The sequence below is a fragment of the Cedecea neteri genome (genome assembly GCF_000758305.1).
GTDB classification, from domain to species: domain Bacteria; phylum Pseudomonadota; class Gammaproteobacteria; order Enterobacterales; family Enterobacteriaceae; genus Cedecea; species Cedecea neteri_C.
Window position 1 is genome coordinate 1,097,610 of record NZ_CP009458.1, and the last position, 22,905, is coordinate 1,120,514.

General features: G+C 53.6%; 22 protein-coding genes. 7 read left to right on the forward strand and 15 right to left on the reverse strand.

Going from position 1 to position 22,905, the window contains the following annotated elements; all coding sequences use genetic code 11:
* Positions 1–64: 64 nt before the first annotated feature.
* From LH23_RS05140 to asnC, 13 genes are all read right to left on the reverse strand, one after another.
* Positions 65–484: a F0F1 ATP synthase subunit epsilon gene (locus tag LH23_RS05140; protein ID WP_008457739.1), complete on the reverse strand. Its 420-nt coding sequence runs from the start codon at positions 482–484 to the stop codon at positions 65–67.
* 19 nt (positions 485–503) lie between these two features.
* Positions 504–1,886 (reverse strand): F0F1 ATP synthase subunit beta, encoded by a 1,383-nt coding sequence (gene atpD / locus LH23_RS05145; RefSeq protein ID WP_008457741.1) that lies wholly within the window; start codon positions 1,884–1,886, stop codon positions 504–506.
* A 158-nt stretch (positions 1,887–2,044) separates the two neighbouring features.
* On the reverse strand, positions 2,045–2,908 hold the full coding sequence (atpG, locus tag LH23_RS05150) for a F0F1 ATP synthase subunit gamma (protein ID WP_008457744.1): 864 nt from the start codon (positions 2,906–2,908) through the stop codon (positions 2,045–2,047).
* Positions 2,909–2,958: 50 nt separating this feature from the next.
* Positions 2,959–4,500: a F0F1 ATP synthase subunit alpha gene (gene atpA / locus LH23_RS05155; protein ID WP_008457747.1), complete on the reverse strand. Its 1,542-nt coding sequence runs from the start codon at positions 4,498–4,500 to the stop codon at positions 2,959–2,961.
* Between the two features lie 12 nt (positions 4,501–4,512).
* A complete protein-coding gene (gene atpH / locus LH23_RS05160; RefSeq protein WP_039289094.1) occupies positions 4,513–5,046 on the reverse strand; it encodes a F0F1 ATP synthase subunit delta in 534 nt (177 codons plus the stop codon).
* 14 nt (positions 5,047–5,060) lie between these two features.
* Entirely contained in the window at positions 5,061–5,531 is a 471-nt protein-coding gene (gene atpF / locus LH23_RS05165; RefSeq protein ID WP_008457751.1) for a F0F1 ATP synthase subunit B, read from the reverse strand.
* A 61-nt stretch (positions 5,532–5,592) separates the two neighbouring features.
* Positions 5,593–5,832 carry a F0F1 ATP synthase subunit C gene (gene atpE, locus LH23_RS05170; protein WP_000429386.1) on the reverse strand — a complete coding sequence of 80 codons (240 nt, stop codon included), beginning with the start codon at positions 5,830–5,832 and terminating at the stop codon, positions 5,593–5,595.
* Positions 5,833–5,879: 47 nt separating this feature from the next.
* On the reverse strand, positions 5,880–6,698 hold the full coding sequence (atpB, locus tag LH23_RS05175; protein ID WP_039289097.1) for a F0F1 ATP synthase subunit A: 819 nt from the start codon (positions 6,696–6,698) through the stop codon (positions 5,880–5,882).
* Positions 6,699–6,706: 8 nt separating this feature from the next.
* Positions 6,707–7,087 (reverse strand): F0F1 ATP synthase subunit I, encoded by a 381-nt coding sequence (atpI, locus tag LH23_RS05180; RefSeq protein WP_039289098.1) that lies wholly within the window; start codon positions 7,085–7,087, stop codon positions 6,707–6,709.
* Positions 7,088–7,706: 619 nt separating this feature from the next.
* The gene (gene rsmG / locus LH23_RS05185) at positions 7,707–8,330 is read right to left on the reverse strand and encodes a 16S rRNA (guanine(527)-N(7))-methyltransferase RsmG (RefSeq protein ID WP_039289099.1); all 624 of its coding nucleotides are present in this window, start codon (positions 8,328–8,330) and stop codon (positions 7,707–7,709) included.
* Positions 8,331–8,385: 55 nt separating this feature from the next.
* Positions 8,386–10,275, reverse strand: a complete 1,890-nt coding sequence (mnmG, locus tag LH23_RS05190; protein WP_039289100.1) for a tRNA uridine-5-carboxymethylaminomethyl(34) synthesis enzyme MnmG — start codon at positions 10,273–10,275, stop codon at positions 8,386–8,388.
* 370 nt (positions 10,276–10,645) lie between these two features.
* Complete coding sequence (gene mioC, locus LH23_RS05195) at positions 10,646–11,095, reverse strand: FMN-binding protein MioC (RefSeq protein ID WP_039289101.1); 450 nt, start codon at positions 11,093–11,095, stop codon at positions 10,646–10,648.
* An 89-nt stretch (positions 11,096–11,184) separates the two neighbouring features.
* A complete protein-coding gene (gene asnC, locus LH23_RS05200) occupies positions 11,185–11,643 on the reverse strand; it encodes a transcriptional regulator AsnC (RefSeq protein ID WP_008457765.1) in 459 nt (152 codons plus the stop codon).
* Between the two features lie 155 nt (positions 11,644–11,798).
* Between asnC and asnA the strand changes: the two genes are divergently transcribed.
* The gene (gene asnA / locus LH23_RS05205; RefSeq protein ID WP_039289102.1) at positions 11,799–12,791 is read left to right on the forward strand and encodes an aspartate--ammonia ligase; all 993 of its coding nucleotides are present in this window, start codon (positions 11,799–11,801) and stop codon (positions 12,789–12,791) included.
* Positions 12,792–12,794: 3 nt separating this feature from the next.
* Here the strand turns inward: asnA and viaA are convergent, their stop codons facing one another.
* Together viaA and ravA are read right to left on the reverse strand one after the other, a co-directional pair.
* Complete coding sequence (gene viaA / locus LH23_RS05210; protein ID WP_039289103.1) at positions 12,795–14,246, reverse strand: ATPase RavA stimulator ViaA; 1,452 nt, start codon at positions 14,244–14,246, stop codon at positions 12,795–12,797.
* Positions 14,243–15,736 carry an ATPase RavA gene (ravA, locus tag LH23_RS05215; RefSeq protein ID WP_039289104.1) on the reverse strand — a complete coding sequence of 498 codons (1,494 nt, stop codon included), beginning with the start codon at positions 15,734–15,736 and terminating at the stop codon, positions 14,243–14,245. Before ravA ends, viaA begins: the two co-directional genes overlap by 4 nt.
* Before the next feature lie 224 nt (positions 15,737–15,960).
* On the opposite strand from ravA, the gene kup reads away from it, so the two are divergent.
* From kup to rbsK, 6 genes are all read left to right on the forward strand, one after another.
* The gene (gene kup / locus LH23_RS05220; protein ID WP_039289105.1) at positions 15,961–17,829 is read left to right on the forward strand and encodes a low affinity potassium transporter Kup; all 1,869 of its coding nucleotides are present in this window, start codon (positions 15,961–15,963) and stop codon (positions 17,827–17,829) included.
* A gap of 253 nt (positions 17,830–18,082) precedes the next feature.
* Positions 18,083–18,502 carry a D-ribose pyranase gene (rbsD, locus tag LH23_RS05225; RefSeq protein WP_039289106.1) on the forward strand — a complete coding sequence of 140 codons (420 nt, stop codon included), beginning with the start codon at positions 18,083–18,085 and terminating at the stop codon, positions 18,500–18,502.
* Positions 18,503–18,512: 10 nt separating this feature from the next.
* Positions 18,513–20,027, forward strand: a complete 1,515-nt coding sequence (rbsA, locus tag LH23_RS05230; RefSeq protein ID WP_039289107.1) for a ribose ABC transporter ATP-binding protein RbsA — start codon at positions 18,513–18,515, stop codon at positions 20,025–20,027.
* Complete coding sequence (gene rbsC / locus LH23_RS05235) at positions 20,024–20,989, forward strand: ribose ABC transporter permease (protein WP_008457775.1); 966 nt, start codon at positions 20,024–20,026, stop codon at positions 20,987–20,989. Before rbsA ends, rbsC begins: the two co-directional genes overlap by 4 nt.
* Before the next feature lie 27 nt (positions 20,990–21,016).
* Positions 21,017–21,904: a ribose ABC transporter substrate-binding protein RbsB gene (gene rbsB / locus LH23_RS05240; RefSeq protein WP_008457776.1), complete on the forward strand. Its 888-nt coding sequence runs from the start codon at positions 21,017–21,019 to the stop codon at positions 21,902–21,904.
* Positions 21,905–21,972: 68 nt separating this feature from the next.
* Positions 21,973–22,902: a ribokinase gene (rbsK, locus tag LH23_RS05245; protein ID WP_039289108.1), complete on the forward strand. Its 930-nt coding sequence runs from the start codon at positions 21,973–21,975 to the stop codon at positions 22,900–22,902.
* Positions 22,903–22,905: the final 3 nt, after the last annotated feature.

The window sequence follows — 22,905 nt, forward strand, 5'->3', positions numbered from 1 at the left end:
GCCAGGAATAAAAAAAATGCCAGTCAGGTTTCCCGGACTGGCATTTGTCTTTTCAAGCAGGTAGTTACATCGCTTTTTTGGTTAACTCGATAACGCGCAGTTTGGCGATCGCTTTAGCCAGTTCAGCAGAAGCCTGAGCGTAATCCACGTCACCGTGGGAGCTGTGCATGTGCTCTTCAGCTTTGCGTTTCGCTTCCAGGGCACGCGCTTCGTCGAGATCCTGGCCGCGAATCGCGGTGTCAGCGAGGACGGTTACGTTACCCGGCTGCACTTCCAGAACACCACCGGACAGGTAGATAAACTCTTCATGTCCGTGCTGCTTAACGATGCGGATCATACCAGGCTTAATGGCGGTGAGCAGCGGGGCGTGGCCAGGGTAGATACCCAGCTCACCTTCGCTACCCGTTACCTGGATCTTCTCGACCAGACCGGAGAACATTTGCTGCTCCGCGCTGACGACGTCCAGGTGGTAAGTCATAGCCATGTCACCCTCCGATTAGGCGTTAAAGTTTTTTCGCTTTCTCAACGGCTTCGTCGATGGAGCCAACCATGTAGAACGCCTGCTCTGGCAGATGGTCGTATTCGCCGTCCATGATGCCTTTAAAGCCACGGATGGTGTCTTTCAGCGAAACGTATTTGCCTGGAGAACCGGTAAAGACTTCTGCTACGAAGAATGGCTGAGACAAGAAGCGCTGGATCTTACGCGCACGTGCTACAACCAGTTTGTCTTCTTCGGACAGTTCGTCCATACCCAGAATCGCGATGATGTCTTTCAGTTCCTGGTAACGCTGCAGGATAGACTGAACGCCACGCGCGGTGTCGTAGTGCTCCTGGCCAACAACCAGTGGATCCAGCTGACGGCTGGTGGAGTCCAGCGGGTCAACTGCCGGGTAAATACCCAGAGATGCGATCTGACGGCTCAGCGTAACGGTTGAGTCCAGGTGCGCAAAGGTGGTCGCTGGAGACGGGTCAGTCAAGTCATCCGCAGGAACGTAAACGGCCTGTACGGAGGTGATAGAACCGGTCTTGGTGGAGGTAATACGCTCCTGAAGAACACCCATCTCTTCTGCCAGAGTTGGCTGATAACCTACCGCAGAAGGCATACGACCCAGCAGTGCAGATACTTCTGTACCGGCCAGGGTATAACGGTAGATGTTATCAACGAACAGCAGAACGTCGCGGCCTTCGTCACGGAATTTTTCCGCGATGGTCAGACCGGTCAGCGCTACGCGCAGACGGTTACCTGGTGGCTCGTTCATCTGGCCGTAAACCAGCGCTACTTTATCCAGAACGTTGGAGTCGGTCATTTCGTGGTAGAAGTCGTTACCCTCACGAGTACGCTCACCCACGCCCGCAAACACGGAATAACCGGAGTGCTCGATCGCGATGTTACGGATCAGCTCCATCATGTTTACGGTTTTACCTACGCCCGCACCACCGAACAGACCAACTTTACCGCCCTTAGCGAACGGACAAATCAGGTCGATAACTTTGATGCCGGTTTCCAGCAGTTCCTGAGAGCTGGACAGCTCTTCGTAGGAAGGTGCCGCACGGTGAATAGCCCAACGGTCTTCTTCGCCGATGTCGCCTTTCATGTCGATTGGCTGACCCAGCACGTTCATGATGCGGCCCAGGGTCGCTTTACCTACCGGGACTTCGATCGGGTGCTCGAGGTCATTGACTTGCAGACCACGACGCAGACCGTCGGAGGAACCCATTGCGATGGTACGCACGATACCGCCGCCGAGCTGCTGCTGAACTTCCAGCACCAACTTCTCATTGTTGTTCTGTACCTCAAGCGCGTCATAAACGCGCGGTACGCCGTCCTGAGGGAACTCGACGTCCACCACGGCGCCGATTACCTGGACAATCTTTCCAGTAGCCATCTTGAATCCTCTACGTAATTCGTTTACCCGTCATATTTCAATTTGCAGATGCGTTGACTGCCTTCCCTCACCTCAGTCACTTACTGAAGTAAGCTCTTGAGGATTCGCTCAGTTGCCGCCTTTCTGCAAACCGAACTATTTAGGGTAATAAACCTGGTTTAAACCGCGGACGCACCACCGACGATTTCGGTAAGTTCCTGAGTAATGCTGGCCTGACGAGCTTTGTTGTATACCAACCGCAGCTCTTTAATCAGGCTGCCGCCGTTATCGGTTGCGGCTTTCATCGCCACCATACGTGCGGCCTGCTCGCTGGCCAGGTTTTCTACGACGCCCTGATAAACCTGAGACTCAACATAGCGACGCAGCAGGGTGTCCAGCAGCGCTTTCGGGTCTGGTTCGTACAGGTAGTCCCAGGATTTACGCTTCAGATCCTCATCTTCTGATGCCGGTAACGGCAGCAGCTGAGTGATGGTCGGAACCTGAGACATGGTGTTAACAAATTTGTTGCTGACAACGTACAGCTTGTCCAGACGACCTTCGTCGTAGGCTTGCAGCATCACTTTCACCGGGCCAATCAGTTCAGACAGGGAAGGGGTGTCTCCCATGCCGGTAACCTGAGCAACCACGTTGCCGCCAACGGAGTTGAAGAAAGAAACGCCTTTAGAGCCGATCATCGCGAGTTCGCTCTGAACGCCCTTATCGGACCACTCTTTCATATCCGCCAGCACTTTTTTGAACAGGTTAATGTTCAAACCGCCGCACAAACCACGATCGGTCGACACCACCAGGTAGCCCACGCGCTTAACGTCGCGTTCTTCCAGGTATGGGTGCTTATATTCCAGATTACCGTTAGCAAGGTGACCAATCACTTTGCGCATGGTATCTGCATAAGGACGGCTGGCCGCCATGCGATCCTGCGATTTACGCATTTTGGAAGCGGCGACCATCTCCATCGCTTTGGTGATCTTCTGCGTGTTCTGGACGCTTGCGATCTTACTACGTATCTCTTTTGCGCCGGCCATGAGCTTCTCCTCAATGCCTTGCGGCCTGCCCTAAGGCAAGCCGCCAGACGTTACCAGGACTGGGTTGCTTTAAAGGAGTCGAGGATGCCTTTCAGCTTGCCTTCGATCTCGTCGTTATAGCCACCGGTCTGGTTAATTTCTTGCATCAGCGGAGCGTGATCACGGTCAGCGTAAGCCAGCAGAGCGGCTTCGAAGCTACCGATTTTCGCCAGTTCCACGTCTTCGAGGTAACCGCGTTCAGCCGCGAACAGCACCAGGCCCTGTTGTGCAACAGACATTGGGGCATACTGTTTCTGTTTCAGCAGCTCGGTCACTTTCTGACCGTGGCTCAGCTGTTTACGGGTGGCTTCATCCAGATCGGATGCGAACTGAGAGAACGCAGCCAGTTCACGATACTGTGCCAGCGCGGTACGGATACCACCGGACAGTTTCTTGATGATCTTGGTCTGAGCAGCACCACCAACACGAGATACCGAAATACCTGGGTTAACCGCCGGACGAATACCGGAGTTAAATAGGTTGGTTTCCAGGAAGATCTGACCATCGGTAATCGAAATTACGTTGGTTGGAACGAACGCAGAAACGTCACCCGCCTGGGTTTCGATGATCGGCAGAGCGGTCAGGGAGCCGGTTTTACCTTTAACTTCACCCTTGGTGAAAGCTTCCACGTATTCCGCGTTAACGCGGGATGCGCGCTCCAGCAGACGGGAGTGGAGGTAGAACACGTCGCCCGGGAAGGCTTCACGACCTGGTGGACGACGAAGCAGCAGGGAAACCTGACGATAAGCAACAGCCTGTTTAGACAGGTCATCGTATACGATCAGCGCATCTTCACCGCGGTCACGGAAGTATTCGCCCATTGCGCAACCGGCGTAAGGTGCCAGGTATTGCAGTGCAGCGGATTCAGAAGCAGTTGCCACAACAACGATGGTGTTGGACAGTGCGCCGTGCTCTTCCAGTTTACGAACCACGTTAGAAATGGTGGACGCTTTCTGGCCGATGGCCACGTACACACATTTAATGCCGGAGTCACGCTGGTTGATGATGGCATCGATTGCCATCGCGGTTTTACCGGTCTGACGGTCACCGATGATCAGCTCACGCTGGCCACGGCCGATTGGAATCATCGCATCGACGGATTTATAACCGGTCTGCACCGGCTGGTCGACGGACTGACGTTCGATTACGCCTGGTGCGATAACTTCGATTGGTGAGAAGCCATCGTTATCAACCGGACCTTTACCGTCGATTGGTGCACCCAGGGTGTTCACCACGCGGCCCAGCAGGCCACGGCCAACCGGAACTTCCAGAATACGGCCAGTACACTTAACCTTCATGCCTTCGGCGAGGTCAGCGTATGGACCCATAACTACAGCACCTACGGAGTCGCGCTCCAGGTTCAGTGCGATAGCGTAACGGTTTCCCGGCAGGGAAATCATCTCACCCTGCATACAATCGGCCAGGCCGTGAACGCGGATAATACCGTCACTTACAGAAACAATAGTACCTTCGTTATGAGCTTCGCTCACAACATTGAACTGAGCAATGCGCTGCTTGATCAGTTCGCTGATTTCGGTGGAATTCAGTTGCATGCTCCAGTCCCCTTAAGACTGCAAGACGTCTGCAAGGCGTTCAAGACGGCCGCGTACGCTACCATCAATGACCATATCACCCGACTGGATGATAACGCCCGCCATAACAGACTTATCGATTTTGCAATTCAGCTTAACTTTGCGTGACAGACGTTTTTCCATTGCGGTCGTAATGTTTGCAAGCTGCTCATGGCTCAGTTCAGCCGCGGAGGTTACCTGAACCTCTGCAATCGCTTCACTCAGCGCGCGCAAATGCGCGAACTGCTCAAGAACATCCGGGAGCGCTTTTAAACGACCGTTATCAGCCATCACCTTAATCAGGTTCTGGCCGTTGGCGTCCAGCTGCTCGCCGCAAATGGCGATGAACGAATCTGCGAGCGTTTCTGGTGCCAGGGCACCGGAAAGAAGCTCTTCCATTTGTTCGTTTTTCGTTACCTCGGCAGCAAACGCCAGCATGTTCTGCCAGCGGTCTACGCTCTGGTGTTCGACGGCAAAGTCAAAAGCTGCTTTGGCGTAGGGGCGAGCTACAGTAACAAATTCAGACATCAGCCCCTCCCTCCTTACAGTTCAGCGACCAGTTTATCGACGATGTCGCTGTTAGCAGCTTCATCTACGGAACGTTCGATTATCTTCTCGGCACCGGCAATTGCCAGCAGAGCGACCTGCTTACGCAGCTCTTCACGAGCGCGTTTACGCTCAGCGTCGATTTCTGCCTGAGCCTGTCCAACGATTTTATTACGTTCCTGCTCTGCCTCAGTTTTCGCTTCATCAAGGATCTGGGCACGGCGTTTGTTCGCCTGCTCAATGATCACCTGAGCTTCCGCTTTGGCTTTTTTCAGCTGGTCGGTCGCGTTGGCCTGTGCAAGGTCAAGGTCCTTTTGAGCACGTTCTGCAGAAGCAAGACCGTCAGCAATTTCTTTCTGACGCTTCTCGATGGCTGCCATTAATGGCGGCCATACGTACTTCATGCAGAACAGAACAAACAGGACAAACGCGATGGCCTGGCCGAGGATTGTTGCGTTAATGTTCACAGCACAATGCCTCTTTGTTAGTTAACGTTCTGATATTACTAGATGACTCAAACATCGCTCACTAGGCGACGGCGAACATCACGTACAGACCCAGACCAACAGCGATCATTGGGATTGCATCCACCAGACCCATTACGATAAAGAACTGAGTACGCAGCAGTGGAATCAGATCTGGTTGGCGTGCAGCGCCTTCCAGGAATTTGCCCCCGAGGATGCCGATACCGATCGCAGCACCGATTGCCGCCAGACCCATCATCACAGCGGCAGCCATGTACAGCAGATCCATATTCAGGTTTTCCATGACAGTCTCCAAGTTTGTTTCAGTTAAACGCAGTAGTGGTAAGTAAATTAATGTTCTTCAGACGCCATCGACAGATAGACGATCGTCAGAACCATGAAGATGAAGGCTTGCAGCGTAATAATCAGGATGTGGAAAATGGCCCACGGCACATTCAGAATCCACTGTGACCACCACGGCAACAGACCTGCAATCAGAATGAAAATCAGCTCACCGGCATACATGTTGCCGAACAGTCGCAGACCCAGTGATACAGGTTTGGACAGCAGGCTTACCCCTTCAAGGATTAAGTTGACAGGAATAAATGCCCAGTGATTGAACGGCTGCAGCGTCAGCTCTTTCGTGAAGCCGCCAATGCCTTTCATTTTGATGCTGTAGAACAGAATGAGGATAAACACGCCCAGCGCCATAGAGAGGGTGATATTCACGTCCGCAGACGGCACCACACGCAGGGCTGGTAGGCCAAAGATGTGCTCACCAATGTATGGCAGCAGATCGATAGGCAGCAGATCCATCAAGTTCATCAGGAAGACCCAGACGAAAATCGTCAGGGCAAGTGGAGCGATAACCTTGCTTTTGCCATGGTACATGTCTTTCACGCTGCCATGCACAAAGCCAATAATCAGCTCAATAAAAGTCTGAAATTTACCCGGGACGCCGCTGGTTGCGGTTTTCGCCACTTTACGGAACAACACCAGGAACACCAGCCCCAGAAATACTGAGAAGAACATGGAGTCGATGTTGAGCGTCCAGAAGGTAGCCGGGGGGTTATGCGGATCCACCAGCGAGAAAGTACGCAGGTCCAACTGAAGGTTATTCAGGTGGTGACCTATATACTCCTGCGGTGTAGAGATTTCTCCTGCAGACATGATGCCTCTTACCCTTTGTTGTTAATTACAGCTGGTGCGAGTATCTGCACAACCAGCACCGAAACCCACGTCACTATTAGCGGCAATACCACCGCCTTAAAGTACGCCAGCGCCACCACTAAAATGATGAAGGTCGCAATCACCTTTAGCACTTCGCCGATAGCGAATGTCCAGGCCACACGGCCTTTTGCGGGTGTATGCGCCTGATGGCGCCAGGCAAAAATCATAAACAGCACGTTTGGCAGCCAAACCGCCAGGCCTCCGCCGAGAGCGGAAGCGCCCCAAGAAGGAGCTTTAAGGCAAAACAGCAGTCCAATTGCTACTACAGCCAGAAGTTGGATGAACAAAAGCTTGCGGGCTACGTTCTTACTCAAGAGCGACACAGACATGACGTTTCCTAACTCCTGCTACCTATGAGGTATGTCGCGTGTCGTATAAAACTGTCTTTGCGACGCTGAGTCAAGCCTCAAAAAGCGAGCAAATTATACGGTGCGGCCCAGTGATTTCAAACAATAAGTAGCGAAAAGGTGAACAAATGTTTAATTAATTTTCCGCAGAGCCATTTTCTGACTTTTGGTGAATCGCATCGGCTTCCTCAAAAAGTGCAAATAAGCCGAAATCCCCGACAACAAAGCGTGCACACGATCACAAATTAAACATCTTATCGCCAGGCATTATTTTGCAGCCTAAGAAAGCACAAATTACATATGATTGATAATTAAGCTGATTAATGCGCACTCTGTTTAAAACAACTTGAAACGCCATAAAAACCTTTCATTGACATTCCAGTTAAACTTTTAACATTCGAAAACGGCCATTCTTCGGCGTAATTTTAGCCGGATGATATTTTCAAATAAAATTATTACCCTGGTAATTAATACCTTTGAGGTTAAAAGCAGGATAAATCTGAGTTAAAGATTGGTTAAATGTAACCAAGCATTTCATCGGTAACCCTCCCACTTTTTAACCTCAGTGAAACATTTCAATCGCGCCGTTTTTTGATAAATATTAAGTTTTGTTTGCCTTAATCAGCACCAAATGCCTCTCCCCTTCCAGGCTCGGCACGTTGAGTTTGACGATATCTTCCACAGTGAATCCCGCAGGTAGCTCGGTAATTTCTTCATCCGGACGTACCCCTTTCAACGCATAGAACTTCCCGTGCGCGGCAGGCAGATGGTGACACCAGTTCACCATGTCACTTAACGAGGCAAATGCCCGGCTGATCACACCGTCAAACGGTGGCTCCGCCGGGAAATCTTCCACACGGCTCTGTACCGGAGTAATGTTTTCCAGCTTCAGCTCATGCTGGACTTGCCGCAGGAACCGCACACGCTTGCCGAGGCTGTCCAGCAGAGTGAAATGTGAATCAGGACGCACGATTGCCAGCGGAATGCCTGGCAAGCCAGGGCCAGTGCCGACATCGATGAAACGGCTTCCCTGCAAATGCGGTTCGACCACAATGCTGTCGAGAATATGCCGCACCAGCATTTCATCAGGATTACGCACCGAAGTCAGGTTGTATGCTTTGTTCCATTTGTCTAGCAGCGAGACATAGCCCACCAGCTGCTGTTGTTGATGTTCTGGCAGGGTGATGCCGGCATCTTTCAGCAGGCGAGATAATTTAGTCAGCACGTCGTAAACCCATCAAAAAAAGAGGCCAGGATTGCCTGGCCTGTTGTCGTCCGTTTTAAGCGCTGCGTCGCAGCAGCCCTTGTTTTTTAAGCCAGACAAGTAAAATAGAGATTGCCGCAGGGGTAATACCCGAGATGCGCGATGCCTGGCCAATGGAAACCGGTTTGTGATCGTTAAGCTTAGCGATCACTTCGTTAGACAGCCCGCTCACCTGACTATAGTCGAGCGTGGCTGGCAGCACAGTATTCTCATTGCGCTGCTGTTTTTCAATCTCATCCTGCTGGCGTGCGATGTAGCCTTCGTATTTAACCTGGATTTCGACCTGCTCGGCAGCCTGAGGATCTTCCAGACCAGGGGCAAAGGTCGACAGCTGTGTCATCGCAGCGTAGGTCATTTCTGGACGACGCAGCAGATCTTCGCCGTTAGCTTCTTTGGAAAGCGGCGCGCTGAGCTGCGCGTTCACCTCAGCCACCTGCTCAGAATGCGGATGCAGCCAGATGTCTTTCAGGCGCTGACGCTCGCGTTCGATCATTTCAAGTTTGTCGTTGAAGCGAGCCCAGCGAGCATCATCCACCAGACCCAGCTCGCGACCAGCTTCGGTGAGACGCAGATCGGCGTTGTCTTCACGCAGCATCAGGCGATATTCAGCTCTGGAAGTAAACATACGATATGGTTCTTTGGTCCCCAGAGTGCACAGGTCATCAACCAGCACGCCAAGGTAAGCCTGATCGCGACGCGGTGCCCAACCTTCTTTCTCGGCAGAGAATCGAGCGGCGTTAAGACCTGCAAGCAGGCCCTGAGCTGCGGCTTCCTCGTAACCGGTGGTACCGTTGATCTGGCCTGCAAAGAACAGACCCTGGATAAATTTGCTTTCCAGCGTTGGCTTCAGATCGCGCGGATCGAAGAAGTCATACTCAATCGCGTAGCCAGGACGAACGATCTTCGCGTTCTCCATCCCCTTCATTGAGCGGACGATCTGCATCTGAACATCGAATGGCAGGCTGGTGGAGATCCCGTTCGGGTAAATCTCGTTGCTGGTCAGCCCTTCAGGCTCCAGGAAGATTTGGTGCGCATTGCGATCGGCAAAACGCATCACTTTGTCTTCGATAGACGGGCAGTAGCGAGGGCCAATGCCTTCGATAATGCCGGCATACATTGGGCTACGGTCGAGGTTATTACGAATGACCTCGTGCGTCTGCTCATTGGTATGCGTGATGTAGCAAGGTACCTGCTCTGGGTGCTGGTTCACGTTCCCCATGAAGGAGAAGACCGGCATCGGATTATCTCCGTGTTGCGGAGCAAGTACGCTGAAATCAATGGTGCGGGCGTCAATGCGTGGAGGTGTCCCCGTTTTCAGGCGACTGACACGCAGAGGCAGTTCACGCAAGCGACGTGAAAGCGGGATCGAAGGAGGATCGCCAGCACGACCGCCGCTGTAGTTATCCAGCCCGATGTGGATCTTGCCATCCAGGAAGGTGCCTACCGTCAGCACAACGGCTTTCGCGCGGAATTTAAGCCCCATCTGGGTGACTGCGCCGACGACACGATCGTTCTCAACAATAAGATCTTCAACCGCCTGCTGGAAAATCATCAGGTTGGGCTGGTTCTCCAGCGCGGTGCGTACGGCCTGACGATAAAGCACACGGTCTGCCTGAGCACGAGTGGCGCGGACTGCCGGGCCTTTGCTGGCGTTTAGTATTCTAAACTGAATGCCTGCATGATCGATCGCGGTTGCCATTAAGCCACCGAGGGCATCCACTTCCTTAACCAAATGTCCCTTGCCAATACCGCCAATCGCCGGGTTACAGGACATCTGTCCCAGCGTGTCGATATTGTGTGTCAGAAGCAGGGTCTGCTGACCCATACGAGCTGCGGCCATTGCCGCCTCTGTGCCTGCATGACCCCCGCCGATGATAATGACGTCAAAAGGATCTGGATAAAACATGGTAACTGCCTCGGTTTCGCGAATGAGGGTTTGTGACTTCCCGGGCTGGGGATTCTACTCAACTTTAGTCTTTCGAGAAAGCATCGGGATCTTCGGTTATTAAAAGAAGATCTTTTTTATTTAAAGATCTCTTTATTGTGATCTCTTATTAGGATCGACCACCTCTGTGGATAAGCCATTTATCCATTTTAGGATCAACAACCTGGAAAGGATCGTTTGCTGTGTACTACCGGTGATCCCAGACCGTATAAGCTGGGATCAGAATTGAGGTTTATGCACAACTCAAAAAGTGAACAGCAGTTGTTATTTGGATAACTACGGGTTAATCCAAGCTTTTAACCAGAGTTATCCACATCTGATCGCGCAATCTTTACACTTCAGGGAGTAAATTAATCCAGGAGCCTACCCAAATTTCGGCTGGATCCTCAGGAATGTCGTGATCGAGGATGTTGATTTTGAGTAAGGATCCTATGCGGGTCGCTCCACATTCGGTCAGAAGCAGGTCGATCTTCTCTATAGCACCGCAAAACGTGTCGTATTCACGGCTGCCGATCCCGATCGCGCCATAGCTTACGCCGCTCAGATCCGGGCGCTGTTCATTTATAGCGTCATAGAAAGGCTGCAGGTTGTCCGGCAGATCGCCAGCACCGTGCGTGGAAGAGACCACCAGCCAGATACCGCTGGTTTTCAGATCTTCTAAAAGAGGGCCGTGCAGCATTTCAGTGCCGTGTCCCGCTTCTTCAAGCTTCTCTGCCAGATGTTCTGCTACATATTCGGCACTACCCAGAGTACTGCCGCTAATCAGAGTGATATCAGCCATTGTGTCCCGCCTTTTCAAATCGTCGCGTATTGTACGCTGTGAAAGAGCGGGGATCTACCTGTGGATAATATGGGTATTAAAATTAACGATCAGGGCCGGATAGTACGCATGATCGGGTTCTGGAGCGAGATCAGCGTTTCAGTGGACTGAATTTCATCGATTGTTTGGATCTTGTTGATAAGTACCTGCTGGAGGGCATCAATGGATCGACACATCACCTTAATAAAGATGCTGTAGTGACCGGTGGTGTAGTAAGCCTCGGTCACCTCATCCAGGTTCTCCAACTTGGTGAGAGCGGAAGGATAGTCCTTGGCGCTTTTCAGAATAATGCCGATAAAGCAGCAGACGTCATAGCCGAGCTGCTTTGGGCTGATGTCGATGCGCGCCCCGGTAATGATCCCTGCCTGCTTCATCTTTTCGACGCGAACGTGAATGGTGCCCGGGCTGACGCCAAACTGCTTGGCCAGCTCTGCATAGGCGGTACGGGCATTGGCCATTAATGCTTCGAGTATGCCGCGATCGAGATTGTCGATCTGATAATTATCCATCATTTTTTCCTATGATAAATGCCGATTTTCCATTTTTTATAGCCTTAAATTCGTCAATTAAAAAGAGGCTGGCCTTTTTTATTGTTGATTATTGAATACGATGACGTTTCTGTTGCTTAATCGATGGCAGAAACAACACAACAAAGAGAAAAGCCATGAAAACCGCCTGGATTGCTAAACAACGTCAGATCAGTTTTGTGAAAACCCATTTTTCCCGTCAGCTGGAAGAGAAGCTGGGCCTGATAGAAGTACAGGCACCGATCCTCAGCCGTGTAGGAGATGGCACACAGGACAATCTTTCTGGCAGCGAGAAAGCAGTGCAGGTGAAGGTGAAAACCTTGCCGCAGGCGCAGTTTGAAGTGGTGCATTCGCTGGCCAAATGGAAAAGAAAAACGCTAGGCCAGCACGACTTCAGCGCGGGCGAAGGGCTTTACACGCACATGAAAGCCCTTCGTCCCGACGAAGACCGTTTATCCCCAATTCACTCGGTCTATGTCGATCAGTGGGACTGGGAACGCGTGATGGGTGACGGCGAACGCCACACCGGCACGCTAAAACAAACCGTAGAGAGCATCTGGGCGGCAATTAAAGCGACCGAGGCTGAAGTGAGTGAGAGGTTCGGCCTGGCCGCCTTGCTGCCGGAGAAAATCCATTTTGTTCACAGCGAAACACTGTTGGAGCGTTTCCCTGGTCTGGACGCGAAAGACCGCGAGCGGGCTATCGCTAAAGAGCTTGGTGCTGTTTTCTTAATCGGTATCGGGGGCAAGCTGTCGGACGGGAAACGTCACGACGTTCGTGCCCCGGATTATGATGACTGGTCAACGGGCGGAGAAGCAGGCTTACCGGGGCTGAACGGCGATATACTCGTCTGGAACCCTGTGCTGGAAGATGCTCTGGAGCTTTCTTCTATGGGGATCCGCGTGGATGCGGAAACCCTGAAACGTCAACTGACGATCACCGGTGATGAAGACAGGCTGCAGCTCGAATGGCACCAGTCGCTGGTGAAAGGTGAGATGCCGCAAACCATCGGTGGCGGTATCGGCCAGTCCCGCCTGACGATGCTGTTGCTTCAGCTGCCGCATATCGGCCAGGTTCAGTGCGGCGTCTGGTCGCCAGAAGTACAGGCCAAGGTTAGTGACCTGCTGTAAGCTTTAACGCCGCCAGCGACGCAGCAGGCGGCTTCTCATCCCGGTGTCAAAGCGCCAGATATGGTCAAAGATGCGCATGATGCCGGGCTTTCCGTGCCCCGACATGGAGACCGCGTGAAAGCGGTTCTGATATTGCCGCTGCAGCGCCTTCACGCTACTGACGACATCGTCCGGCAGCCGTTGAGCAATAAAATCTGAGATCACCACCGCATCGGCATCGTGCCAGTCCCCGGTTTGCATTTTTTCCAGGATCGAGCGGAAGCAGCTGGCAAGATCCGTCCCGCCGCTGAAGTGCTGGCTTAAAAAACGGATTGCCTGATCGATACCGTCCCGCCCGCTAACCTCATAGCGCACGACTTCGCTGGAAAACAGCATAATGAAGCAGCGCCGGTTGTCGGCGAGGGCAATGCGCATCAGTGCTAGGCAAAAAGCTTTGGCGCATTGCTCGTTGAACCCGCCCATGGAGCCGGAAGTGTCCACGCAGACAATAAATGGCCCGCGAGGCTGTTCGTCAAAGTCCTGATGAGCGACTGGACGTTCGATGACTTTTTCACGCCATGCGTCACCGTGCAGACGGTAAGTGAGCAGTTGCTTCTCCACCAGGCGGCGGTAGAACTCAAATTCCAGCTCGGTAATCCCCAGGGTTGCCAGCTCAGGCGGCAGCAGCCGCAGGATATCGTCGCTGCGCTGCAGGCCGTCCACCTGTTCGGGCACGGTGGCAGGTTCCCGAACCAGCATACGCCAGGGCTCCGTGGGGGAGTCTTTCCGTGGGACGGATTTTGCCTCGCGGGAGCGGCCCAGTTGTTCGGCAAGCTGCATCAGCTCAGGCTGGCCGGTAAGAAACTCGCCGTATTGCACAATCAGCTGATAGTCCCCGCGCTTAAGCGTGCCGCCGCTCATGTCCCACAGTTTACCGGCCGCTTTGTCGTTTTCGGCAAGAGCCGGATCCAGTTGCCCGCTTAGCGCCAGCCGCTCCTGAATCTCCGCCAGCAGCTTGTCGCGCTCGTCTTCTAACAGCTGTTGGTTAAGCGATGTGGCCTGTACAACCAGGCTCAAGCGCCAGCGCTGCAGAAACAGCGTATGCTGCGCTGGGGTGAAGTGCGGGTTATCGGCCACCAGCGTTTTGGCCTGTTCATAGAACGGTGAGCCTAGCTTATGTAGCAGTTGAATAATTTCCGGCAGCCGCATGATGAGCTGCCCGGTGGTGAGTAGCTGGCTCTGCTGGTAGCACAGGACTTCCTGCGCCAGCTCATCCGGGACGTGCCCGTCCTTCAGGCGGCCTTTGAGCTGGTCTCGCCAGCGAGGTAAGTCTTCACTAACGGCTTTTTTTAAACGCGGGAATTTTTCGAAAAACACCGCCAGCTGCGGGGCAGCCAGCAGAGTAATAATAATCTCTTCTATTAGTTCGCCTTCACCAATAGCCAGGATCATATCCAGCGTTTCAACGCTTATCATTGCCGGGCCTGTTTCAGCTGCGCCGCGACGTCCTGCAGGCTGGCTTCAATTTTTCCCAGCCAGTCGCTTTCAATAAACAGGCATTTTTGCTGATCGTTAAAGCGCTCGTGCTGCTGGTGCAGCGCGGCGTCGAGATCGTCAAACTGCTTTTTGATCTCATCAGGCACGCCCTGCTGCTGGTGGCCCGGTAGCGCCAGTCGTGTGGCCTGAAGGCTGACGTCGCGAATGGTCAGATGCAGGCTGTTGTCCACTTCAAGGTTAAGCAACTGCGCAAAGCCAATGCCGTTCAGCTTACCGCGGATCTCGCCTCCTTTATTAAGCCACTGCGCCAGCGCCTCACGTGCCAGAGTGATATGAATCACTTCGATATCGTGCAGCTTCAGCGGCTTTTGCAGTAAAAGCGTCAGCGTCTCGCCGGTTATCTCATCCGGGAGCTGGTACTGCGGCTTGCGGCTGAACATGCCGGTCTGCTTGAGCACGGTAAAAGCATCCCGATCGCTGCTTTGCTGCTGAAGCTGAAGGCGGCGCTGTACGATGGCGCTGAGTTTGCTCAGAATGGCCTGCTGCTGCCACGCGTGTCCGGTCATCAAAACTTCAATCTGCTGCTGCATCAAATTCATGGTCGCTGTGTCGTGCCACAGGCAGTCTTTGAGCAGGATAAGATCGATAGGCGCCACGGCATCGCGGCCGTTAAAGAAGGCGCTGGCCTGCAGTAGGCGAATGGCTTTTTTCCAGCGGCGGTCGGAAACATAAGGCGCCCCCGGTGTTGCCTCAAGAAGCTGCCTCAGGGTGAAGATCAGTTCAAAAACGTCGTCCGGCAGCGCAACGCCGCCAATTTGCTGCTGCCAGGCGAAATATTCTTCATCGGTAACCTGCAGGTTTTCGGTGACCGGATTGAAGTTTTCATCGTGCTGGCTGATGAGCATTGAGCGGAAATTCGCTTTGTCCTGCACTTTGTCGAGCCACAGGCGGATCAGCATACGGTCATACAGAGCTTCCAGGCTGCTGTCCGCTTCGGGTAATTCGTTAGAGGCGGCCACCAGCAGGCGCATAGGGATTTTGTCTTCACTGGCGCCGTTGCGGAAGCGGCGTTCGTTAATGGCGGTCAGCAGGGTGTTTAAAATTGCCGGGCCGGCTTTCCAGATCTCATCCAGAAATACGATTTCGGCTTCCGGCAGATAGCCGGCGGTCAGGCGTTCATAGCGGCCTTCATCTTTCAGCGCCTGAATAGAAAGCGGACCAAAAACTTCTTCTGGCGTTGAGAAGCGAGTCATTAGATATTCAAAGGCGCGTGCTTCGCGAAAGGCGAATTTAAGGCGGCGGGCTATCAGGCTTTTTGCAATGCCTGGCGGGCCAAGTAAAAAGACGCTTTCGCCGCTCAGCGCCGCTAGCAAACAGAGACGAACGGCGTGCTGACGTTCAAAAAGTCCCTTTTCCAGCGCCTGGCTGAGACGAGAAATTCTTTCAGCCAGCAAATGTGATTGAGCCATAATTAGCTTTGCATCCTTACGCGGTTAACCCTGTGGAGAAACGCGAGTATAGCGTTTATTTTTAGCCAGTTAATGTGCTGATTATGCCGCATGCAACGTTTGAGCTGAGATAAGTCAAATGCATTTAGGAGTACGATTTACACAATTATCGTGCATACTGTGCGCCGTTTTGTGGGCCAAGGGACTAAGCACACGTTTTCGGGATTCCAACAAAAGATTAGTCTATGAGCGCTGATAATAAACAATCGTTGCCGGCCGTTACGCTGGCTGCTATCGGGGTTGTGTACGGTGATATTGGTACCAGCCCGCTTTATACCCTTCGTGAATGCCTGTCCGGGCAGTTTGGGTTTGGCGTTGAACGCGACGCCGTGTTTGGCTTTTTGTCGTTAATTTTTTGGCTGTTGGTTCTGGTCGTCTCCATCAAATATCTCACCTTCGTGATGCGGGCGGATAACGCCGGGGAAGGCGGGATCTTAACGCTAATGTCGCTTGCCGGACGTAATACGACGGCGCGAATGACCTCTGTCCTGGTGATCATGGGGTTGATTGGCGGCAGTTTCTTCTACGGCGAGGTGGTTATCACGCCGGCGATATCGGTGATGTCGGCCATAGAGGGCCTTGAGATAGCCGCGCCGCAGCTCGATCAGTACATTGTTCCCCTTTCTATTATTGTTCTGACGCTGCTGTTTATGATTCAGAAGCACGGCACCGGCATCGTGGGCAAGCTGTTCGCGCCAGTTATGCTGCTGTGGTTCCTGACGCTCGCCGTTTTGGGCGCACGCAGTATTATCGGCAACCCAGAAGTTCTGCAGGCACTTAACCCGGCCTGGGCGGTGAATTTCTTCGTGCAGTACAAAGCCGTGTCGTTCGTTGCTCTCGGGGCGGTTGTGCTGGCAATCACCGGCGTTGAGGCGCTGTATGCCGATATGGGGCACTTTGGTAAGCTCCCGATTCGCATTGCATGGTTTATCGCGGTTCTGCCTTCATTAGTCCTTAACTATTTTGGTCAGGGCGCTCTGCTGTTAAAGAACCCGGAAGCGATTAAAAACCCGTTCTTCTTGCTGGCACCAGACTGGGCGCTGATCCCGCTATTGGTCCTGGCGACGCTGGCAACGGTGATTGCCTCTCAGGCCGTTATTTCCGGCGTATTCTCGCTGACGCGTCAGGCGGTTCGCCTGGGTTATCTCTCGCCAATGCGCATCATCCATACCTCGGAAATGGAGTCCGGGCAGATTTACATTCCAGCGATTAACTGGATTCTGTATATCGCCGTGGTGATCGTCATCGTTAGCTTCGAACATTCAAGCAACCTGGCGGCGGCATACGGCATCGCCGTAACCGGCACGATGGTGCTGACCTCGATTCTCTGCTGTACCGTCGCGCGCAAAAACTGGCACTGGAATAAAATTGCCGTGCTCCTGATGTGCGTGGGCTTCTTGTTTATCGACGTGCCGCTATTCTCCGCTAACCTCGAGAAAATCGTCTCTGGCGGTTGGCTGCCGCTCACGCTCGGCCTCGTCATGTTTACTATCATGACGACGTGGAAGAGCGAGCGTTTCCGCCTGCTGCGCCGTATGCACGAGCACGGTAACTCGCTGGAAGCGATGATTGCGTCCCTTGAGAAGTCTCCGCCGGTTCGCGTGCCGGGCACCGCGGTTTATATGTCCCGCGCGTTGAACGTGATCCCGTTTGCCATGCTGCATAACCTCAAGCACAACAAAGTGCTGCACGAGCGAGTCGTTCTGCTGACGCTGCGCACTGAAGATGCTCCGTACGTTCATAACGTTAAGCGCGTTTCTATTGAGCAGCTGTCGCCCACCTTCTGGCGCGTGGTGGCCAGCTACGGCTGGCGTGAAACGCCGAATGTGGAAGAGATTTTCCACCGCTGTGGTCTGGAAGGCCTGAGCTGCCGGATGATGGAAACCTCGTTCTTCATGTCGCATGAGTCGCTGATTATCGGCAAGCGCCCGTGGTATCTCCGCCTGCGCGGCAAGCTATTCCTTGCCCTGCAGCGAAATGCTCTGCGCGCGCCTGACCAGTTTGAGATCCCGCCGAACAGGGTTATCGAACTGGGTACCCAGGTCGAGATTTAACCCCTCTGATATTGCCCGGTGGCAGCTGCTTACCGGGCAATTTTTTTGATTGGTGCATGCTGATGCCCTCACCCCGACCCTCTCCCACAAGGAGAGGGCGCAAAGACTAAAAAACGGTACCTGGGTACCGTTTTGCATTTATTAGCGAAACGTTTCGATGTTGATCACACTTCTTTAACCTGGTGGTTGTTTAACCGCCACATCTTTTCCTACACTCATTATCAGCGAAACGTTTCGCTAGTGGAGCAGGAAAATGAAGAAAGGTACCGTTCTTAACGCTGATATTTCGGCCGTTATCTCCCGTCTGGGGCACACCGATACGCTGGTGGTTGCCGATGCCGGGCTGCCAATTCCGCGTAATACTCAGCGCATTGATTTGGCATTAACTCACGGCGTTCCGGGCTTTATGCAGGTCGTGGATGTGGTAACGCAGGAAATGCAGGTTGAGGCGGCAATCATTGCTTCTGAAATCAAACAACATAATCCCGCGCTTCACGAAACGTTGCTCAGCCATATTGAGCAACTGCAAAAACACCAGGGAAACACCATAACTATTCGTTACATCAGCCATGAGCAGTTCAAGCAGCACACCGCGGATGCACATGCGGTTATTCGCAGCGGGGAGTGTTCCCCGTATGCGAATATCATTCTCTGTGCCGGCGTAACCTTCTGAGGAGGTCAGCATGGAACCCTTACTGCAACTTAAAGGGATCGATAAATCGTTCCCTGGGGTGAAAGCCCTGACTGGCGCGGCGCTGAACGTCTACCCGGGCCGCGCCATGGCGCTGGTGGGTGAAAACGGCGCCGGCAAATCCACGATGATGAAAGTCCTGACCGGGATCTACACCAAAGATGCCGGTTCGCTGCTGTGGCTGGGAAAAGAAACCGCCTTTAGCGGGCCGAAAGCGTCTCAGGAAGCCGGTATCGGGATTATTCACCAGGAACTCAACCTGATCCCGCAGCTCAGCATTGCGGAGAACATCTTCCTCGGTCGCGAGTTTGTCGGGCATTTTGGCAACATTGACTGGAAGAAGATGTACCGCGAAGCCGACAAGCTGCTGGCGAAGCTAAATTTACGTTACACCAGCGAACGTCTGGTGGGCGAGCTGTCGATTGGCGATCAGCAAATGGTTGAGATTGCCAAGGTGCTGAGCTTTGAGTCCAAAGTCATCATCATGGATGAACCGACCGATGCGTTGACCGACACGGAAACCGAGTCGCTGTTCCGCGTTATCCGTGAGCTGAAGGCTCAGGGCTGCGGCATCGTTTATATCTCCCACCGTATGAAAGAGATTTTTGAGGTGTGCGACGACGTGACTGTGCTGCGTGACGGGCAGTTTATTGCCGAGCGCGAAGTCTCCACGCTTACCGAAGATACCCTGATCGAAATGATGGTTGGCCGCAAGCTGGAAGACCAGTATCCGCATCTGGACAAGCAGCCCGGCGATATTCGACTGCGGGTCGATAACGTATCCGGCCCAGGCGTGAAGGATGTTTCTTTCACGCTACGCAAAGGCGAAATCCTCGGCGTTGCCGGGCTGATGGGCGCCGGGCGTACCGAACTTATGAAGGTGCTTTATGGCGCGCTGCCGAGAACCGGTGGCTACGTGGCGCTGGATGGCCGTGAAGTAGTGACTCGCTCTCCGCAGGATGGGCTGGCTAACGGCATCGTTTATATCTCTGAAGACCGCAAGCGTGATGGACTGGTTCTGGGGATGTCAGTGAAGGAGAACATGTCGTTGACCGCGCTGCGTTATTTCAGCCGCGGGGCCGGCAGCCTGAAGCATAAAGATGAGCAGCAGGCGGTGCAGGATTTTATTCGTCTGTTCAACGTCAAAACGCCATCCATGGAGCAGCCGATTGGCCTGCTGTCCGGCGGTAACCAACAGAAAGTCGCCATCGCGCGTGGCCTGATGACCCGCCCGAAAGTGCTGATCCTCGACGAGCCAACTCGTGGCGTGGACGTGGGGGCGAAAAAAGAAATTTATCAGTTAATTAACCAGTTTAAAGCCGAAGGGTTGAGCATCATCCTTGTGTCGTCCGAGATGCCGGAAGTGCTGGGCATGAGCGACCGCATCATGGTTATCCACGAAGGGCGACTGAGCGGGGAGTTCTCCCGTGAAGAAGCCACCCAGGAGGCGCTGATGGCCGCGGCCGTTGGTAAGCTTAATCGAGTGAATCAGGAGTTAGATAAATGAGTACCCAGACCGTGTCCACCCGTCGCTGGTTCACCAAAGCGTGGCTGATGGAGCAAAAATCGCTGATCGCTCTGCTGGTGCTGATTGCGATTGTCTCGGCCCTGAGCCCGAACTTCTTTACCGTGAATAACCTGTTCAACATCCTGCAGCAAACGTCGGTGAACGCCATTATGGCGGTGGGAATGACGCTGGTCATTCTGACCTCCGGGATCGACCTGTCCGTCGGTTCTCTTCTGGCGTTGACCGGGGCGGTGGCGGCCTCGATTGTGGGATTTGAGGTGAATGCGCTGGTGGCCGTTGCCGCTGCGCTGGCTCTTGGGGCTGCCATTGGTGCTGTCACCGGCGTAATTGTGGCGAAAGGGCGAGTTCAGGCCTTTATTGCCACGCTGGTGATGATGCTTCTGCTGCGCGGGGTGACGCTGGTTTACACCAACGGCAGCCCGATGAACACAGGCTTCTCGGACAATGCGGACCTGTTTGGCTGGTTCGGTATTGGCCGCCCGCTGGGGATCCCAACGCCGGTCTGGATCATGGCGATTGTCTTCCTGGCCGCGTGGTACATGCTGCACCACACTCGCCTGGGGCGTTACATCTATGCGCTCGGCGGCAACGAAGCGGCAACGCGTCTGTCAGGCATTAGCGTCAACAAAGTAAAAATCATCGTCTACTCTCTGTGTGGTCTGCTGGCCTCTCTCGCCGGGATCATCGAAGTAGCTCGTCTTTCCTCTGCGCAACCAACGGCGGGTGCGGGATACGAACTGGATGCTATTGCGGCGGTTGTTCTGGGCGGCACCAGCCTGGCAGGCGGCAAAGGCCGGATTGTCGGCACGCTGATCGGGGCATTGATCCTCGGCTTCCTGAACAACGGTCTGAATTTATTAGGTGTTTCTTCTTATTACCAGATGATCGTCAAAGCGGTGGTAATTTTGCTGGCGGTGCTGGTGGACAATAAAAAGCAGTAAAACCATAACCCTACAGGACATCTGACTATGAACATGAAAAAACTGGCTACCCTGGTTTCCGCTGTCGCCCTGAGCGCCACCGTAAGCGCAAATGCCATGGCAAAAGACACCATCGCGCTGGTGGTTTCTACCCTGAATAACCCGTTCTTCGTGTCGCTGAAAGATGGCGCGCAGAAAGAAGCCGATAAACTGGGCTACAACCTGGTGGTGCTGGATTCACAAAACAACCCGGCAAAAGAGCTGGCCAACGTGCAGGACTTAACGGTTCGTGGCACCAAATTAATGCTGATTAACCCAACGGATTCCGATGCGGTGGGCAATGCCGTTAAGATGGCAAACCAGGCTAAAATCCCGGTGATCACTCTCGACCGTATGGCAAACCAGGGGACTGTGGTGAGCCACATCGCTTCTGATAACGTTGCTGGCGGCAAAATGGCTGGTGATTACATCGCCAAGAAACTGGGCGATGGCGCTAAAGTCATTGAGCTGCAGGGGATTGCAGGTGCTTCCGCTGCCCGTGAACGCGGTGAAGGTTTCAAACAGGCTGTTGCGGCACATAAATTTGACGTGCTGGCCAGCCAGCCGGCTGACTTCGACCGTACTAAAGGTCTGAACGTTATGCAGAACCTGCTGACTGCACACCCTAACGTTCAGGCTGTGTTTGCTCAGAACGACGAAATGGCACTGGGTGCCCTGCGTGCGCTGCAAACCGCGGGTAAATCTGATGTGCTGGTCGTTGGTTTCGACGGTACAGCTGACGGCGTGAAAGCGGTTGAAGGCGGTAAACTGGGCGCGACGGTTGCTCAGATGGCTGACCAAATCGGCGTTATCGGTGTGGAAACCGCCGATAAAGTGCTGAAAGGCGAGAAAGTGGATGCGAAAATCCCGGTTGATTTGAAACTGATCACCAAATAAGAATCAAAGAAAAGCAGGGCAACGCGCCGCTCAGGCATGAGCGGCGCACTCAAACTGGATATCAAGATATGAAAAGCACAGGCAAACTCGTCGTTCTTGGCAGCATCAATGCTGACCATATCCTCAACCTCGAACATTTCCCAACGCCGGGTGAGACTGTCACCGGGCAGGGGTATCAGGTGGCGTTCGGCGGTAAAGGTGCGAACCAGGCCGTTGCGGCAGGGCGCAGTGGAGCAGACATTGCGTTTATTGCCTGTGTGGGCGATGACGATACCGGCAGCCGCGTGTGTAAGCAGCTTGCCAGCGATAACATCGATACTTCGCCAATCAGCACCATTAAAGATGAAGCGACCGGCGTGGCACTTATTTTTGTTAACGGCGCAGGTGAAAACGTGATTGGCATTCACGCCGGCGCGAATGCCGCTTTGACTCCCAAGCTGGTGGAAGCGCAACAGCAGAAAATCGCCGAAGCTTCTGCTTTATTAATGCAGCTGGAATCCCCGCTTGAGAGCGTGCTGGCAGCGGCGAAAATTGCCCATCAGCACCAGACCAAAGTGATTCTGAACCCGGCCCCGGCCTGTGAACTCTCTGATGAGCTTCTGTCTCTGTTAGATATGATCACCCCGAACGAAACGGAAGCAGAAAAGCTGACCGGCGTGCGCGTTGAGAACGATGCGGATGCCGCCAAAGCTGCTGAAGTGCTGCACGGTAAGGGAATCGATACAGTGATTATCACGCTCGGCAGCCGTGGTGTGTGGCTAAGCGAAAAAGGCCACGGCAAACGTGTGCCGGGCTTTAAGGTAAAAGCTGTCGATACTATCGCCGCTGGCGACACTTTTAACGGTGCGCTGGTGACTGCGCTGCTGGAAGAAAAAATGATGGAAGACGCCGTGCGATTTGCTCACGCTGCCGCCGCAATTGCCGTGACGCGAAAAGGCGCTCAGCCTTCCGTGCCGTGGCGCAAGGAAATAGATGAGTTCCTGCAGCAGCAGAGGTAAGCC